This window comes from Bacillus sp. RIT 809, from assembly GCF_016892495.1.
GTDB lineage: Bacteria > Bacillota > Bacilli > Bacillales > Bacillaceae_G > Bacillus_A > Bacillus_A cereus_U.
The window spans coordinates 75,804-92,208 of the sequence record NZ_JAFEMR010000018.1 but is presented as its reverse complement, the minus strand read 5'-3'; the positions used below and the strand labels follow the sequence as shown (position 1 = coordinate 92,208).

The following is a 16,405-nucleotide window of genomic DNA, read 5'->3' as shown; positions in this document are numbered from 1 at the left end:
TCGTTAACCTACTTTGTAACGAACTTATAGCCAAGTCCACGAACCGTTTTGATGTACAATGGATTACTTGGATTTTGTTCAATTTTTTCACGTAGTTTTCGAATGTGAACCATAACAGTATTGTCATCGCCATTATAGGCTGGTGCTCCCCAAACTTTTTCGTATATTTCTTCTTTCGAAAATACGTAGTTCGGATTCTCGCAAAAGAAGAGTAGTAGTTGAAACAGTTGAGCGGAACATTCGACAACGTTCCCATCTACTGTTAGTTCCGCAGAATGTTGATCAATTTCAAATCTCCCAAATGAAATGGAGTGTGCGTTTTGTTCGTGTGGTACTGTTTGTTTCATATGTCTTCGAAGTTGTGCTTTCATACGAGCTACGACTTCTAATGGATTAAATGGCTTCGTAATATAATCATCTGCACCGTATGAAAATCCAGATATTTTATCTAAATCAGATGCCTTCGCTGATAGGAAGAAAATCGGACAATCTGTTTGTTGGCGAATAATCGGACAAATATCAAAACCAGATTGTCCAGGAAGCATGACATCTAAAATAATTAAATCGTAATTGTTTTTTTCGGTGAGAGATAAAGCTAATTCAGCTGATGTTGCAGTTGTAATACGAGAAAAACCTTCTTTTTCAAGAATGGTAGTTAGTAGTTGTAAAATTGCTGTTTCATCATCGATGAGTAATATATTTGCTTGATACATAAGAATCCCCCTTAATTTCCTCGAATATCATATCATCTTTTTGTAACATATGGAATTTTTAAGGAAAATTTAAGGTTTTCTTTCACAAAAAATTAAGAATCAAATGATATGATAAAAGTAACATAGGGGAGGAGATGAGTGTGAATCCGTTTCAAATGATGCGAGCTAGATATTTTTTAATTGTATTTGCACTATTAATTTTAGTAGCGAGAAGTAGTGGGGAATTGTTAGAAAGTACATTTCATATACAAAATTCTTCTTTTATAAATATACTTATATTTTATATCCTTCCGATTGCATGGATTTTTTATGAGTATAGAAAGCACCGTGTTTCATTTTCATTATTTGTTAATAAAAATGAAACATTTAACTTGGTGCAAGTTTTGTACATCGCGATTATGCTTTGTATGTTTAGTTACGGCTATCTTATTTTGTACATGTACAGCTTTGCATGGATTACACCAGATTTTATTATGAATGCCTTGCATGAACCGATTATAGATAGTACCGGGGGATATGTATATCAATTTATTATGGTTGTATTTATCGCGCCTATTATCGGAGAATTTGTTTTTCGTGGATTTTTACTTCAGCGCTTTGCTGCGAAATGGGGAACTGGTATAGCGATGGTCGTTGTAGCACTTTTATTTGCTTGCTTACATGTTGATTTCCTTGGCGCAGTTGTGTTTAGCGTCGTACTATCCATTGTATATATTCGTACGAAAAGCTTACTCATGCCAATTGCTATTCATATGTTAAACAATGCGTTTGTACTTACTTCTTCTTTTCTAGTAAGCAGAGAAAAGATAATGAGTTTTGCCGATTTTTCTAACTATACGACATTCTTTCCAGGATTAATTATTTTTATGGCAGGGTTAAACTTAGTACTCATCTTTTTATTTGTGAATCGCAAATATTGGAGTAAAGAAGTGCCTGTTATATATGAGGAGAAGGAAAAGAGCTTTTCGAGTATAGTAGGAGATAAGTAAGGTAGAGAAGACGTTTGAGAAAATATTGAAGGAAATGATAGATTCCACTTCTATTAGACACAAGTGCTTTTCCATCAATAATGATACAGGAAATACTGTTTTTCTTTTTAACGTGTTAGGGACATTAATAATAGTCAGCTTTATTGTAGAAGAAATGATGAAGCGTATCTTCAGACAATATGTAAAATTGAAGAGAATTATGTTAGGGTTCATAAAATGTTTGAGAAAGTAATGGGGACTTTTATTTTGTGAAAATTAAATCATCATTCATTCGAAATTTGAAAGGGATGTATAAAATTATATGAATGAAACAATATCTTCAAATAAGTTTTTTTATTTGATTGTACTGAGTTTAGTATTGATTACGACAGTAAATGTTGTTCTTCGCTGGGAGGAAGCTTACTTTTTTATGTATTTAGCGCTCCATTTATTAGGCATTTTATGCATAACGGGCGGAGTAGTTGCTGAGAAAAAGCATGAAGAAAGTATTAATTATATGTGTGTGATGGGTCTTATTTTACTTTTAACTGTACAAGGTATTATGAAATATAGTTCTTTTTCTTTGCAAGATTTTAGTTTGTTAATAGATGTACTTCCTTAAGGCGGATTTTAAGGGGTATGAATATATAGGATATGTAAAAGGAGTTTGTTTGTAAGTACATTTCTTATACTAGATTATGAGCCGAAGAAAATATTTGAAAATAGGTGAAACTCTTCTTGTAATAGAAGAGTTTTTTTATGTAAATTGAACGAGCTAGAACAATTCTCACGATTAGCTTGTTCTAATTTTGAAAGTACGAACTTACAATAATAATAGACAGGCAGCATAGAGGAGGGAATAGCGTGAGGAAAGTTATTGGGTGGTCGCTTTTTTTGTACGTTGGGTTTGCGTTACTTATATATTGGTATTTATTTGGATGGAATCATGAACTCATTCCAGACATGTATAAAGGAACGAGGGCAGATCCAGAAACTTTTATGAATGCAAGGGAGCTTACGCTAAGCCAAGATTATTCGCGCGTGAAAAATTTACTGTATTTTTTAGCGACGCCTCTTGAATGGATTATTTTATTGTTTGTACTCGTGCTCGGTATTTCAAAAAAGTTTGAGAAATGGTCGAAGGAAACGACTAAAATAAGTGTTTTACAAGTTGCGATTTATTTCTTTTATTTATCATTACTAACAACAGTTCTTGCATTACCGATGCAATGGATTGGGCGTAAAGTGTCCGTTGATTACGGCATTTCAACGCAAAGTACACAAAGCTGGATAAAAGATCATGTCATCGGTTTTTGGGAGAGTTATGCGACTATGTTAATCGTAGTTGCGGTTCTTTTGTGGCTTATCCGTAAATTCCCGAAGAGATGGTGGTTAGCAGGATGGGCGCTCTCTGTACCATTTACAATCTTTTTAACATTCATACAGCCTGTCGTTATTGATCCGCTTTATAACGACTTCTCGACGCTGAAAAATAAAGAATTAGAAACAAAAATCTTAACGATAGCAGACAAAGCGGACATTCCTGCTAAACACGTATATGAAGTAAATATGTCAGAAAAAACGAATGCCTTAAATGCGTACGTAACAGGAATTGGCCCTAACGCCCGTATTGTAATGTGGGATACGACGCTTAAGCAATTAAAAGATAAAGAGATTTTATTTATAATGGCTCATGAAATGGGACATTACGTAATGAAACATATATATTGGGGCGTTGCGAGCTATGTCTTGCTATCGTTTATAGGTATGTATGTAATTAGTCGTATTATAAATATGTGTATTCGAAAATGGGGAGATACACTGCAAATTCCAAAATTAGCATGCTTCTCAATTTTACCTTTATTTTTCTTAATTTCCTCTTTATTATCTTTTGCATCACAACCAGCAACAAACTACGTTTCTCGTATAGAAGAACGAGCGGCGGATCAATACGCTTTAGATATGACGAAAGATGGGGAATCTGGTGTGAAAACTTTTCAATATTTATCAAAAACAAGTTTAAGCCAAGTGAATCCGCCTGCGTTAGTGAAATTTTTCTTATACACACATCCGCCAATTTTTGAAAGAATTCATACGTTTGAACAATATGAAAAACAGAAGAAGCAGTAGTGTACTGCTTCTTTTTATTATGGAGTATTCGAGTATTGGGAAATTATAGTGTATAATATATGGAATGTTCAGTTAAATATTTAGGAGGTTAATATTTTGTTTCATTCAAAATCAATGCCAGCTATAAAAATGATTCTTTCGATGTCTATTTTCGGATCGATTGGATTTTTTTCTGTGCAAACTGGTTTACCGTCTTTTGAATTAGTATTTGTTCGTTGTATTTGTGCGACTTTATTTTTAGCATTATGTTGGTTCGTAACAGGGCAATACAAAAGTGAGAAATGGAACAAAAAAGAAACCATACAAATATTAGCTTGTGGTGTATTTCTCGTTTTTAACTGGGTATTTTTATTTAAAGCGTTTGAAGTCATGTCGATTACAATTGCGATTTCTGTATATCATCTTGCACCAATCATCGTATTAATGATTGGTAGTATTGTATTTAAAGAGAGGCTTACAGTATTTTCAGTTCTATCAATCATTATTTGTTTTATCGGTACGGTTTTAATAGCTGGAGTAGACGGAAATGTATCGCTTGAGAAATTAATGTCATCTGGCATGGTGTGGGCGCTTCTTGCAGCTGTATTTTATGCATTTACAACGTTACTCGGAAAAGGAATTAAACATACGAGTGCATATGCGATGACATTTTTACAAACTTTTTCAGGTATATTTTTATTACTACCATTCGTAGATTTCGGGAAATTTCAAGGATTAACAGAGATGAACTGGATGATGATCACAGCGACAGGTCTTATACATACTGGGTTTGTATATTACTTGTTTTTTGACAGTTTAAGAGATTTATCGACGAGACTTATTTCTGTATTAGTATTTTTAGATCCTGCGGTTGCAATACTATTAGATACAGTTTTTACCGGATTTAGACCGACTAGTATGCAAATAGTAGGGATTGTGCTTATATTCGTAGGGATGGCAATAACTTTTCGCAAGGGAACAGAGAAGGAACTATCGGTGAAGGAAAGTGCTATTTCTTAACAATAGAGAATGAGTGTAGAGGATATCTTTGCTTCATATAGAATTGAAAAAGACGCAAATATATATTATTTGCGTCTTTTTGTGGCAATAAAGTGAAATTTAAAAATGCGAAGGAGTTCACAAAGAGATTGTAGAATATTTTATTATATAACACCTAAGATGTGACAACTTCCTTTTGAAAAAGAAAGAAGGAGGTATAAAGCAGAAAGGTAGTCAAAATGTTTCTTTTAGAAGATGTGCATTTTATCTTACATTCACCAACAAATTAGTACTCCTGAAACAATGAAGTTCAATGCTTCGTATTATCTATTATTTTTCTATTTAACATACAATAGAAATAGGGAGAGAGGACAATGAAGAAAAAAATATTGGGTGTAATGATGATTGCGACAATGGTAGGAGGTATATTTGCAGGAACGAATGTGGCGCCTGTAAAAGCGGAAGAGTATCCGGACATGATTGTATTTGATGATGTTCCATACGGATTTTGGGCATATGATGCTATTTTAGATTTAGCTTATAATAAAATTATAGTTGGGTATGGAAATGGAAAGTATGGTGTTGGAGATCTTACAACACGTGAGCAAGTAGCTGGGGTTATTTACAAAACACTTGAAATGAAAGAAGAAGGGGCAGTAGCAAATCCATACAAAGATATTTCTGAAAGTTCAACTAATTTCCAAAAGGAAATTTTAGCGTTAACAAAACGTGGTGTTTTTAAAGGTGATGAAAACGGGAACTTTAGACCGAAAGCACCAATTTCTCGAGCTGAAATGGCAGTAGTACTTCAAAAAGCATTTACTTTCGAAGCAAAACAAAAGCAGACATTTAAAGATGTACCAAAAGGTCATTGGGCAGAAGAGGCAATTAGTGCACTGCAATCTAATCAGGTTGTTACAGGAACTGGAAAAGGTATGTATGAATTAAATCGCTTCGTGCCTAGAGAACAATATGCTCAGTTTATAAACAATGCGCTTATTAATTATCATTTGAAAGAGGATTGGAAATAGAGTGAAATAGGAAAGCACAAATAGAAATATTTGTGCTTTTTTATTTGCTTGAAAAAGAATAATTATCCGTTAATATGTATATTTATTGTTTTACATAAGCTTGATAATCAACCTCGTAAAAAAGAAATGATGTGTAATATGATTCACAAAAACGTCACAAAATTTGTCGAAAAATATATTGTCACTATACCATTTGTTATGTATATTTTTAAAAAAACATATACATATTAGGGAGATAATTTCATGAGCAAAAAATTATTAAAAACAGCTACAGCATTAACAATTATGGGTGGGGTGTTATTCTCGGCAGAGAGTAATAATGTAAAAGCGGAAAGTGCACCGCTACAAAGTACAAATACAATTGTATTTAAAGATGTACCAAAAGAACATTGGGCAGAAGAGGCGATATACAAATTAGCGGAACAAGAAATTATTTTTGGATATGGAGATGGCATATTTGGTTTTAAGGATGATGTAACACGTGAGCAAGTTGCCGCTTTAATTTATCGTGTGTTTGATATGGAAGAACAAGATGAATATGAAAACCCATATGGAGATATTGATGAAAACTCGACAGACTTTATCGAGGAAATATTGGCTTTAACGGAACTGGAAATTTTCATGGGAGACGAGCATGGAAACTTTAGACCGAAGGCGACGTTAACACGTGAAGAAATGGCGCAAGTTCTTACGAATGCTTTTGACTTACAGGCAAAGGGATCTCATACTTTTAATGATGTTTCAGCAGATTCATGGGCAAAAAACGCAATTAGTGCAATTCAAACAAATGATATTACAGCGGGAATCGGAGAAAATAAATTTGGTCCGTCCATGAAAGTAACAAGAGAACAATACGCACAGTTTTTATATAAAGCAATGTTGAATGATATGACACAGCAATAAAAAAAATACGTAAAGGCCGTTGTTGTATAACAGTGGCCTTTTTTGCGTGAAATAAAGTGCAAAAGAAAGGAGTTGTAAAAAAATCATTAAATTTTCAAAAAAAACTTCCTTTTCTGAAGATTTGTTATATAATATAAAACATAAAATCAAATCTGTTATAAGACAGTTTAAGAAGGGGATGCTAATATGTCGACGCAAACTTCACGGGTTACACTCGTTGGAGAAATGTTACCAGCGTACAACGAAATATTGACACCTGAGGCGCTTAGTTTTTTAAAGGAATTACATGAAAATTTCAATGAACGCCGCACGGAACTTTTACAAAAGCGTGTGGAGAAACAAAAAAGAATTGATGCAGGGGAGTTTCCTAAGTTTTTAGAAGAAACAAAGCATATACGTGAAGGGGATTGGACAATCGCTGAGCTTCCGAAAGATTTAGAGGATCGCCGCGTGGAGATTACTGGGCCAGTGGATAGAAAGATGGTCATTAACGCTTTAAATTCAGGAGCACATCTTTTTATGGCAGACTTTGAAGATTCGAATGCACCAACTTGGAGAAATGCTGTCGAAGGTCAAATTAACTTACGAGATGCGAGTAAGGGAACGATTTCACATAAAAATGAAAACGGAAAAGAATATCGTTTAAATAGTAAAACAGCTGTATTAATTGTGCGTCCGAGAGGGTGGCATTTAGAGGAAAAACATATGCAAGTTGACGGCAAGAACATGTCTGGCAGTTTAGTAGATTTTGGCTTGTACTTTTTCCATAATGCGAAGGTGCTTTTAGCAAAAGGAAGTGGCCCGTACTTTTACTTACCGAAAATGGAAAGTTACTTAGAGGCAAGATTATGGAATGATGTTTTCGTATTTGCTCAAAAGTATATCGGCATTCCGAATGGAACGATTAAAGCGACTGTGTTAATAGAAACGATTCACGCTTCATTTGAAATGGATGAAATTCTGTATGAACTAAGAGATCATTCTGCTGGTTTAAACTGCGGGCGATGGGATTATATATTTAGTTTCTTAAAGAGCTTCCGTAATCATAATACTTTTTTACTTCCGGATAGAGCGCAAGTCACGATGACAGCGCCGTTTATGCGCGCGTATTCTTTGAAAGTTATTCAAACGTGTCATCGTCGTAACGCGCCAGCAATCGGAGGAATGGCAGCGCAAATTCCAATTAAAAATGATCCAGAAGCAAATGAGGCGGCTTTCGAGAAAGTGCGTGCTGATAAGGAGCGCGAAGCTTTAGACGGTCATGACGGGACGTGGGTTGCCCACCCGGGACTTGTACCGGTTGCAATGGAAGTATTTAATCACATAATGAAAACGCCAAATCAAATTTTTAGAAAGCGTGAAGAAATACGTGTAACAGAAAAGGATTTATTAGAAGTACCGATGGGAACGATTACAGAAGGTGGTTTTCGCACAAATATTAATGTCGGTATTCAATATATTGCATCTTGGTTAAGCGGGAGAGGAGCAGCTCCTATTTATAACTTAATGGAAGATGCGGCAACAGCGGAAATATCAAGAGCACAAGTATGGCAGTGGATTCGTCATGAGGGCGGGAAGCTAAGTGATGGCCGTAATATCACTTTTAAATTGATGGAAGAATTGAAAGAAGAAGAACTAGCAAAAATAGAAAGTGAGATTGGTAAGGAAGCGTTTAAGAAAGGGAGATTTGAAGAAGCTACAAAACTGTTTACAAACCTTGTTCGTAATAACGAGTTCATGCCGTTTTTAACATTACCTGGTTATGAAATTTTATAAGAAACAAGAAAAGGGGATGGAACATATGAAAAACGAAAGAATTGATAAATTGCAGGAAAGCTGGGAATTAGATACGCGCTGGAAAGGAATCACACGTCCATATACAGCTGAAGATGTAATTCGTCTGCGTGGATCGATTGATATTGAACATACGTTAGCGCGCTGCGGTGCAGAGAAGCTTTGGAAATCACTTCATACCGAAGATTATATTAATGCACTTGGGGCATTAACAGGAAACCAAGCGATGCAACAAGTGAAGGCTGGATTAAAAGCAATTTATTTAAGCGGTTGGCAAGTAGCGGCAGATGCGAATCTTTCTGGACATATGTATCCTGATCAAAGCTTATACCCAGCGAACAGTGTGCCGGCTGTTGTAAAACGAATTAACCAAACACTTCAACGTGCTGATCAAATTCAGCATATGGAAGGAAGCGGTGATACAGATTATTTCGTACCGATTGTGGCAGATGCTGAAGCTGGTTTTGGTGGACAGTTAAACGTATTTGAACTAATGAAAGGGATGATTGAAGCGGGTGCATCTGGCGTGCACTTTGAAGACCAATTATCTTCAGAGAAAAAATGCGGGCATTTAGGCGGAAAAGTATTATTACCGACACAAACAGCGGTGCGTAATTTAATTTCGGCACGTCTTGCTGCTGATGTAATGGGTGTACCAACAATTATCGTCGCAAGAACAGATGCAGATGCGGCAGATTTAATTACGAGCGATATCGATCCAGTTGATCAAGAGTTTATTACAGGTGAAAGAACGCCAGAAGGGTTTTATCGTACGAAAGCAGGTCTTGATCAAGCAATTGCACGTGGTTTAGCGTATGCGCCGTATGCAGATCTCGTTTGGTGTGAAACGTCGGAGCCAAATTTAGAAGATGCAAAACGCTTTGCGGACGCAATTCATAAGAAATATCCAGGGAAGCTACTCGCTTACAACTGTTCCCCTTCATTTAACTGGAAACAAAAGTTAGATGAAAAAACGATTGCAAGCTTCCAAAAAGAAATTGCATCATACGGTTATAAATTCCAGTTCGTAACGCTTGCTGGATTCCATTCATTAAATTACGGCATGTTTGAATTAGCGCGTGGTTATAAAGAGCGCGGCATGGCAGCGTACTCTGAATTACAACAAGCAGAGTTCGCAGCAGAAAAAGATGGTTACTCTGCAACACGCCATCAACGCGAAGTAGGAACAGGATACTTTGATGAAGTAGCACAAGTAATTACAGGCGGTACTTCATCAACGACTGCTCTAAAAGGATCCACAGAAGAAAAACAGTTTACGAAATAAAGATAGAAGTAGGTGACCTAAAAAATATTTTTGGGCACCTTTCTTATTTATTATTACGTCGCTGACATTGTTAAACTTTGTCGGAAAGTTGATGTAATTTTATTTGTCGTCGTATTATGGGACGTTCACTTCTATTTAAAATATCCAATCCAATATAGTGAATATACCAATAATAGCAGTAAAAAGAAGGAATGCGAATAATGCTAGACAGCCCCATTTGACACTCCCACCCCTAAAGGGGCAAGCTGACTAACGTCAGTGGGATTCTTGCTACCAAAGGCGAAGTCCATTTCTGGTATCGCTGACGTGCAAGATTGCGGTGTGCCATCACCACTCCCACAACAGACCATATAGGTTCGTGGGCTACGGTACTGTGACCATACCGTACAGATTGTTGGTTCTCAAATGTTTTTACGTCTTTTGCATGACGACTTAATACATTTTACGGAGTAGAAGAATTTGCTACTCCAACCTCATATGTATTCTGTTTTCAGAGAACAGTCGTTTTAGAGTCTTTTGCATGACTATAAATAAAGTATACCATGTTTTGCTATGCAAAAACGATGCGTTCATCCCACGTCTAAAGACGGACTAAAGTCCTGCGTGGGCTTTCCCGCATCATAAATTCTGTAAATAGTTTGTCTTTCCATGTTTCTTCATAATCATCAATTAGTTCTTCTACCACTTTTTTCTGCAATGGCTGTAAAGGATGTTCGGTGTATAGTCCTGTAATAATGTTATGATCTCCTTTGAATTTTAAAGCACGTACAATATGATAAGAGTCGTTTCCCATCGATTGTTCAAATTGTAGACATGCCGCGTGCATAACATCTGTTTTCTCTTTTTCAAGATACCAATACCGTCCAGCCATTTCTGGGTATTGTAATGTAAAGTAAATATCACCGAGCTTTTTTCTAAGTGCTAATTCATTCGGATAAGTAGCGATTAATCCGTGTAATCTATCTCTTGCTTTTCCAAGATTGTTATTTTCAATATCTTTTTCAATTCTCTTTAATGTTTTTTCATGGATTATTTCTGTCATATACGCCTCCTTATTAGAATAGGTGTGGTTATCTTGTATAAGAAATACTAAAATTTAGAAATTTTATTTTTAAAAAGGATTGTACATTCTATTTTAAGTATGCTATGATAATACCAGTTGAATAATTAAATTAAGCAATCCATATATTATCAAATGCCGAAAACAAACGGGGAAAAGTATGTGAGAACTAGTTTATGTTTCGAATTTGATAATGTGTGGATTCTTTTTTTATACATGAAGACTAAATAAAATGTATTTTCGTAGGAGGAAATAATTATGACAGTTACAGGACAAGTAAAATGGTTTAACAACGAAAAAGGCTTCGGTTTCATCGAAGTTCCAGGCGAAAACGATGTATTCGTACATTTCTCTGCAATCGAAACTGAAGGTTTCAAATCTTTAGAAGAAGGCCAAAAAGTTAGCTTCGAAATCGAAGAAGGCAACCGTGGACCTCAAGCTAAAAACGTAATCAAACTATAATTTTATAGTTTATTATAGAAAAAAGGATGGCTTATGCCATCCTTTTTTTTGTTGTTGAGATATACGAGCCATTCATAAAAAGTGTGAACAAAAAAGAAAAACGAACATGCGGTAAAGATAGGTTGAAAATGCATACTACATCATTTCGTATCATAATATTTAACTGAGTAAGCGTGTATAATTTTGAAAAAAGGGGTGAGGATTTGACGGATATTGTACTTTCGATTCTAATTCCTTCTGTTCCAGAACGCATGACGCATTTAAAGCGAATGATTGATGCACTATATGAACAAGCTCAAAATAAACCTGTAGAAATACTTGTAATGCTCGAAAATAAAAAAAGATCTACTGGAGAAAAGCGGAATATTCTTGTTGAACAAGCGAAAGGTGAATACGTTGCTTTTGTAGATGATGATGATCGGGTAGATCCAAATTATGTTGATACACTATGTGCTACTATTGCTTCAAATTCTACAGCTGATTGTATCGTGTTTGATGTTTCAGTAAATTACAATAATCTTTTCACTAAAATCACCAAATTTGGAAAAGAATTAGAACATAAAGAAGATGAAAATTTCTATTACAGAAAACCGAATCATGTAATGTGCTATGCAAAGCGAATTGCCGTACAGCACAAATTTTTAAATATAAGTTATGGGGAAGATGATGAATGGGGTGCTCGGGTATCACAAGATATTGTGAATCAAGTCAGAATTCCCGCTACATTATATCATTATGATTATGTACCAAAGCCAGCAAGTTGGTATACGTGAATTCAATCTATATAAGCCCTCTTTAGAAATTTATCATACGTAAATTTATTTGAATGCAAGGCATAGTGATTTATTAAATATTTATAAAATAGTGATGTGGAAAATACAAGTAGGCTTATATAGATGAGAGTGATTAAAGGAGTGATATGATGTTTGTAAAGCCCATTCAAGTTACAAAGAAAGATGTGCACTTCAATGTAATTTCTAATCCGCACACTCCTATCTTGATATAGGAGCTTGGATCGGCCCAACTGTATTATATGGAGCGCATAGAGCAAAACATGTTTATGGAATCGAACCAGATCCTGTTGCTTTTAAAGAACTTCTAACAAATCTTTCATTAAATCATTCTATCATTTCAAAAATTACTCCTCTTAATGTAGCTATAGCTGAAGAGTCTGGTGATATTAACTTATACATGAGACATTCATTTGGAGACTCTACTTCTAGTCTGGTTCCAACTATTTCAAATCAATCTTGCAAAGTGCAAGCTCTTACAATATACGATTTAATAACTGAGAATAACATACAAGATATAAACTTTATTAAAATGGATATTGAGGGCGGGGAGTATTCGCTCATTCCTCAATTGCAGGAATTTTTAACATTGAACAAACCAACTTTATATTTATCATTACACCCAAAATTTTTACATGAACATCTTCATTTTGTATCAACTGAAGATAGCGACTCTCCTCCTCATCAAACTGAAAAATTACTTGATAGTCTACAGAATTACAAATATATATATGATATTTTTGGTAATCGTGTCGATTGTGATCATATCCATACTATTACCAATACTGGAGAATTTGTATTTACGGATGAAAGTTGGTAAGTATAAATGATAAACTCATGGTGCTAGTTGAAATAAGCAAATTTATCCTTCTTCATTTTCAGTCCAGCTTTTACCTTCATAACAAACTCTTTCATCGATTTTAATCCGATTGTTAATTCTTGCTCCTTATTAAATACTGTAGCACCGGTTGTATAGCTAACGACTTTATTACACTGTCTTACAAATGATAAAATTTTTCGCATGTAGAATCCTCTTTTTATATAAGTTAATTCTTTATTATGTTTATATATGTATTAATTGATTTATAATGTGTTTAATAATTTATAAACATTTGTAAAGAATCGTAGAATGTAAACCATTTCCTTTTTACAGGTGCTACAATTATTTATGCAGCTGCTACTATAAATAGAAAATGAAGAAGGAGATAGACTATGGAAAGTAAAGTAGAACGTTATGTCGAAAACTATGTTATAAGCAAAAATACAATGGCCTTACTTCCTGTTGTTCTAGGGGAAAAGAAAGTTGTTACGCGAATTATTGAAATGGAAGATTCTTTTTTCGTATTTCAAAAGCCTCTTGATATTATAGAGAGAAGTTGCCGGAAACATGGTTCTAGTTTCTTTGGAAGAAAAGAAGGAACGAAGGAGTTAACTCGTATTACACATAAAGCTCCTATCGCAATTAGCCCGACAGATCAACTTTATTTTTTCCCTACGTATTCTTATTCTCGAAAAGAGTGTGCGTGGTTGTCTCATTTTCATATTGAAGGTAATAAAGAATTAAAAGATGGAAATCTTATTATTAGATTTATAAATGGTTTCGCTGTGAAACTAGAAATGTCAAAAAGTAGCTTTGAAAATCAGCAAAATCGTACAGCGAAATTGCGGACAGAATATGAAGACCGTAAGAAAAAACAAGGGAATCCTTGCTTTAAAGAGATTGATAAAAATGAAGAATCTAAATTAACACCAGCATATGAGAAAGTGTATTTTGTGAAGGAAAGCGAAGTGTGAGAGGGAAAGGATGGGGAGACTCATCCTTTTTTGATTTCATTATATATACCGTTACGCTGTAAGATTCATAAATAAAACGAGAAAAATTTGCGGATTTTTTGTTCTTTAATAGCTTAAGAAAGTGTAAAATTACAATATAAGGGTAATTTTACCGCATATATTTATCGCAATGTTAATATACATCATTTAACATTTGCGGCATACAGGATATTTCTTACCTTATTGTATAAAAAGGAGATGATATGTTGAAAAGGACTATGTTATTTTGGGGGCAATATATTCTTGTTTTGCCTATATTATTTCTTGCCTTTATGTTTACTGGTTTCGTTGGTAGTCAGTTAATGATAGGTGCTGATAAACAACATTTTATTTTTACGCCTCAAAATGCAACAGAATATAGTCAAATTAGTGAAATTGATAAATTGCTATTTTCTTTTTCAATTCAACCGTTTGTCACTATAGTTTTTCTACTGTTGATAGTATACTTATTGACACTTATTGTCTTTCAAATTATTGAATGTAAGAAGCAAAGAAAGGTATTACATAGCGTTCAATATATGATTCTTATACCAATTTTTATTTACTTGTGGTTAGGAATAATGCAATTTTCCGCAGTTAGTTTAACTTGGATAGATAATTGGAAAGATTACCTTATATTCACTCCTAGTACGATAACTGATGAGCAAGATATATATACGATGGATAAGTTTTTATACAAATTTCGAATGTTACCTATTCCAAGTACAGTATTAATACTATCTTTCTTATATTTATTAATACTTATCGTGATTGATAGTATACGCTTACTAAAAAAGTTCCTTGTAAGAACTAGCCATTAAAAAAGGAGAATTGTTTGAAGGTATCATAATTATTTGTCACTACTCATTTCCATACAGGTAGAAATAGCCTTACGCGTAGTAAGGTTATTTTGGGAGGAAATATGTATTGACACTTCTATAGTTTCTTCTTTTCATAATATGTAACCGTTAAGTAATAATTTAGGTATAGTATCTAAATCAACTTCAAATCCTGTCGAATATTGATAGATTATCATAGCATAATAATGAAGGAATTCTAACGAAAGATATGGAAACTTTAATAAATGCATCTCCATATGTCATATCTACCATTTCCTCTTTCATTTAAGCAATGATACAGTAGAGGTAGTAATTAGAGTAAAGGGGTAAAGTGTAGAATGGATTTTCAAACAATCAAAGAATATTTTTCACCAGAAAATATGGATCATATTGTTGAAAGTTATCGTGCGTTCGGACCGCTTCTCGGTATTGGCTTACCGATGATAGAGGCGCTTATTCCGGCATTGCCACTCATTGTTTTTGTGTTGGCGAATGCTGTTGCATTTGGCTTTTGGTTCGGTTTTCTTTATTCATGGCTTGGGTCAGTAATTGGTGCAATGCTTGTATTTTTCATTATTCGCAGCTTTGGACGAAGTCGTTTCTTTTCTTTTGTAAATAAGCATGAGAGAGTACGAAAAGCGATGGGATGGATTGAAAGAAAAGGATTCGCGCCAATCTTTGTTATATTTTGTTTTCCGTTTACACCATCTGCGCTTATAAACGTTGTAGCTGGTTTGTCTCGCGTTAGCGTAAAACAGTTTGGACTAGCATTAGCATTCGGAAAGCTTGTGATGATCTTTATTTTAACTTATATCGGTCATGATTTAGTGTCATTTATTCATAAGCCGGTGAAATCGGTTATTGTTGGCGTTGTTATTTTTATTTTATGGTATGTCGGTAAAAAAATTGAAGTAAAGTTAGAACTACATTAGGAAAAGTCTTCTTTGTAAAGAAAAGCTTCATTATTAAAGGGCGAGGGGAGAAGCGAATGAAGAAAACTTTGAAAAAAGAAGGGCTAGAGTGGATAAGAACAATTTTAATTGGTGTACTATTAGCTGTATTTTTTCGAACGTTTTTCTTTTCAACGTACGTTGTAGAGGGGAAGTCAATGATGCCGACATTGCAAGATGGAAATATGCTCGTTGTGAATAAGGTGAGTTATCAAGTAGGGGACTTGAATCGATTTGATGTCGTCGTTTTTCATGCGAATAAAAAAGAGGACTATGTAAAGCGAATTGTCGGTTTACCTGGGGATCATATCGAATATAAGCAGGATAAACTATATATAAACGGACAATTCGTGGAGGAACCTTATTTAGAGACGTATAAGAAAGAGACAAATGGACGGCAATTAACAGGTGATTTTAAACTAGAAGAGTTAACGAAAGAAAAGTTTGTACCACCTGGTTCTATTTTTGTAGTTGGTGACAACCGCCTTGGTAGCTGGGATAGTAGGCACTTCGGTTTTGTAAAAGCTGATACAGTTGTCGGTAAAGTTGATTTGCGATATTGGCCGATTCGAGAGGTGCAAACGAATTTTTCAAAAGGCTGATATAATCATTTGAAGTATGAAAAAGACAAACAATTATGTTTGTCTTTTTTATTTTACAGTTTTTTAATCTATTGGCAATGAGAATGT

General features: G+C 34.5%; 16 protein-coding genes and 3 pseudogenes. 16 read left to right on the top strand and 3 right to left on the bottom strand.

Annotation, left to right across the window (positions count from 1 at the left end):
- Positions 1-8: 8 nt before the first annotated feature.
- Complete coding sequence (locus tag JTF23_RS19415) at positions 9-713, bottom strand: response regulator transcription factor (RefSeq protein WP_204209411.1); 705 nt, start codon at positions 711-713, stop codon at positions 9-11.
- A 140-nt stretch (positions 714-853) separates the two neighbouring features.
- Here JTF23_RS19415 and JTF23_RS19410 point away from each other — a divergent pair, with 140 nt between their 5' ends.
- The 9 genes and pseudogenes from JTF23_RS19410 to aceA all read left to right on the top strand — a co-directional run bounded on the left by JTF23_RS19410 (position 854) and on the right by aceA (position 9,802).
- The gene (locus JTF23_RS19410) at positions 854-1,702 is read left to right on the top strand and encodes a CPBP family intramembrane glutamic endopeptidase (RefSeq protein ID WP_204209410.1); all 849 of its coding nucleotides are present in this window, start codon (positions 854-856) and stop codon (positions 1,700-1,702) included.
- 34 nt (positions 1,703-1,736) lie between these two features.
- Positions 1,737-1,954, top strand: a pseudogene (locus JTF23_RS28250) (malate synthase).
- 49 nt (positions 1,955-2,003) lie between these two features.
- Positions 2,004-2,303 carry a hypothetical protein gene (locus JTF23_RS19405; RefSeq protein WP_001006056.1) on the top strand — a complete coding sequence of 100 codons (300 nt, stop codon included), beginning with the start codon at positions 2,004-2,006 and terminating at the stop codon, positions 2,301-2,303.
- Positions 2,304-2,545: 242 nt separating this feature from the next.
- Positions 2,546-3,811, top strand: a complete 1,266-nt coding sequence (locus tag JTF23_RS19400) for a M48 family metallopeptidase (RefSeq protein WP_204209409.1) — start codon at positions 2,546-2,548, stop codon at positions 3,809-3,811.
- Positions 3,812-3,907: 96 nt separating this feature from the next.
- Positions 3,908-4,810 carry a DMT family transporter gene (locus JTF23_RS19395; protein ID WP_204209408.1) on the top strand — a complete coding sequence of 301 codons (903 nt, stop codon included), beginning with the start codon at positions 3,908-3,910 and terminating at the stop codon, positions 4,808-4,810.
- A gap of 353 nt (positions 4,811-5,163) precedes the next feature.
- Entirely contained in the window at positions 5,164-5,820 is a 657-nt protein-coding gene (locus JTF23_RS19390) for an S-layer homology domain-containing protein (RefSeq protein ID WP_204209407.1), read from the top strand.
- A gap of 243 nt (positions 5,821-6,063) precedes the next feature.
- A complete protein-coding gene (locus JTF23_RS19385; protein WP_204209406.1) occupies positions 6,064-6,723 on the top strand; it encodes an S-layer homology domain-containing protein in 660 nt (219 codons plus the stop codon).
- A gap of 186 nt (positions 6,724-6,909) precedes the next feature.
- Entirely contained in the window at positions 6,910-8,499 is a 1,590-nt protein-coding gene (gene aceB, locus JTF23_RS19380) for a malate synthase A (protein WP_204209405.1), read from the top strand.
- A gap of 25 nt (positions 8,500-8,524) precedes the next feature.
- A complete protein-coding gene (aceA, locus tag JTF23_RS19375; RefSeq protein WP_002202823.1) occupies positions 8,525-9,802 on the top strand; it encodes an isocitrate lyase in 1,278 nt (425 codons plus the stop codon).
- 628 nt (positions 9,803-10,430) lie between these two features.
- On the opposite strand, the pseudogene JTF23_RS19365 reads toward aceA, so the two are convergent.
- Positions 10,431-10,844: pseudogene (locus tag JTF23_RS19365) on the bottom strand (DUF6584 family protein); the annotation flags it as partial.
- A gap of 276 nt (positions 10,845-11,120) precedes the next feature.
- On the opposite strand from JTF23_RS19365, the gene cspA reads away from it, so the two are divergent.
- The 3 genes from cspA to JTF23_RS19350 all read left to right on the top strand — a co-directional run bounded on the left by cspA (position 11,121) and on the right by JTF23_RS19350 (position 12,935).
- Entirely contained in the window at positions 11,121-11,324 is a 204-nt protein-coding gene (gene cspA / locus JTF23_RS19360; protein WP_000218989.1) for an RNA chaperone/antiterminator CspA, read from the top strand.
- A gap of 203 nt (positions 11,325-11,527) precedes the next feature.
- Entirely contained in the window at positions 11,528-12,097 is a 570-nt protein-coding gene (locus JTF23_RS19355; RefSeq protein ID WP_204209403.1) for a glycosyltransferase family A protein, read from the top strand.
- Positions 12,098-12,326: 229 nt separating this feature from the next.
- On the top strand, positions 12,327-12,935 hold the full coding sequence (locus tag JTF23_RS19350) for an FkbM family methyltransferase (protein WP_307839224.1): 609 nt from the start codon (positions 12,327-12,329) through the stop codon (positions 12,933-12,935).
- Between the two features lie 23 nt (positions 12,936-12,958).
- Here JTF23_RS19350 and JTF23_RS19345 read toward each other — a convergent pair.
- Positions 12,959-13,120, bottom strand: a pseudogene (locus tag JTF23_RS19345) (helix-turn-helix domain-containing protein); the annotation flags it as partial.
- A 207-nt stretch (positions 13,121-13,327) separates the two neighbouring features.
- On the opposite strand from JTF23_RS19345, the gene JTF23_RS19340 reads away from it, so the two are divergent.
- From JTF23_RS19340 to lepB, 4 genes are all read left to right on the top strand, one after another.
- A complete protein-coding gene (locus JTF23_RS19340) occupies positions 13,328-13,909 on the top strand; it encodes a competence protein ComK (RefSeq protein ID WP_204209402.1) in 582 nt (193 codons plus the stop codon).
- Between the two features lie 242 nt (positions 13,910-14,151).
- Complete coding sequence (locus JTF23_RS19335; RefSeq protein WP_204209401.1) at positions 14,152-14,748, top strand: DUF4306 domain-containing protein; 597 nt, start codon at positions 14,152-14,154, stop codon at positions 14,746-14,748.
- 356 nt (positions 14,749-15,104) lie between these two features.
- Complete coding sequence (locus JTF23_RS19330) at positions 15,105-15,698, top strand: TVP38/TMEM64 family protein (protein WP_002158925.1); 594 nt, start codon at positions 15,105-15,107, stop codon at positions 15,696-15,698.
- 56 nt (positions 15,699-15,754) lie between these two features.
- Positions 15,755-16,318, top strand: coding sequence for a signal peptidase I (lepB, locus tag JTF23_RS19325; protein WP_016104147.1), 564 nt, complete (start codon positions 15,755-15,757; stop codon positions 16,316-16,318).
- Positions 16,319-16,405 lie beyond the last annotated feature (87 nt).

Coding starts and splice junctions, on each gene's coding strand:
- JTF23_RS19415 (WP_204209411.1), bottom strand. CDS start 713: ATGTATCAAGCAAATATATTACTCATCGATGATGAAACAGCAATTTTA.
- JTF23_RS19405 (WP_001006056.1), top strand. CDS start 2,004: ATGAATGAAACAATATCTTCAAATAAGTTTTTTTATTTGATTGTACTG.
- JTF23_RS19390 (WP_204209407.1), top strand. CDS start 5,164: ATGAAGAAAAAAATATTGGGTGTAATGATGATTGCGACAATGGTAGGA.
- JTF23_RS19385 (WP_204209406.1), top strand. CDS start 6,064: ATGAGCAAAAAATTATTAAAAACAGCTACAGCATTAACAATTATGGGT.
- aceB (WP_204209405.1), top strand. CDS start 6,910: ATGTCGACGCAAACTTCACGGGTTACACTCGTTGGAGAAATGTTACCA.
- aceA (WP_002202823.1), top strand. CDS start 8,525: ATGAAAAACGAAAGAATTGATAAATTGCAGGAAAGCTGGGAATTAGAT.
- cspA (WP_000218989.1), top strand. CDS start 11,121: ATGACAGTTACAGGACAAGTAAAATGGTTTAACAACGAAAAAGGCTTC.
- JTF23_RS19340 (WP_204209402.1), top strand. CDS start 13,328: ATGGAAAGTAAAGTAGAACGTTATGTCGAAAACTATGTTATAAGCAAA.
- JTF23_RS19335 (WP_204209401.1), top strand. CDS start 14,152: ATGTTGAAAAGGACTATGTTATTTTGGGGGCAATATATTCTTGTTTTG.
- JTF23_RS19330 (WP_002158925.1), top strand. CDS start 15,105: ATGGATTTTCAAACAATCAAAGAATATTTTTCACCAGAAAATATGGAT.
- lepB (WP_016104147.1), top strand. CDS start 15,755: ATGAAGAAAACTTTGAAAAAAGAAGGGCTAGAGTGGATAAGAACAATT.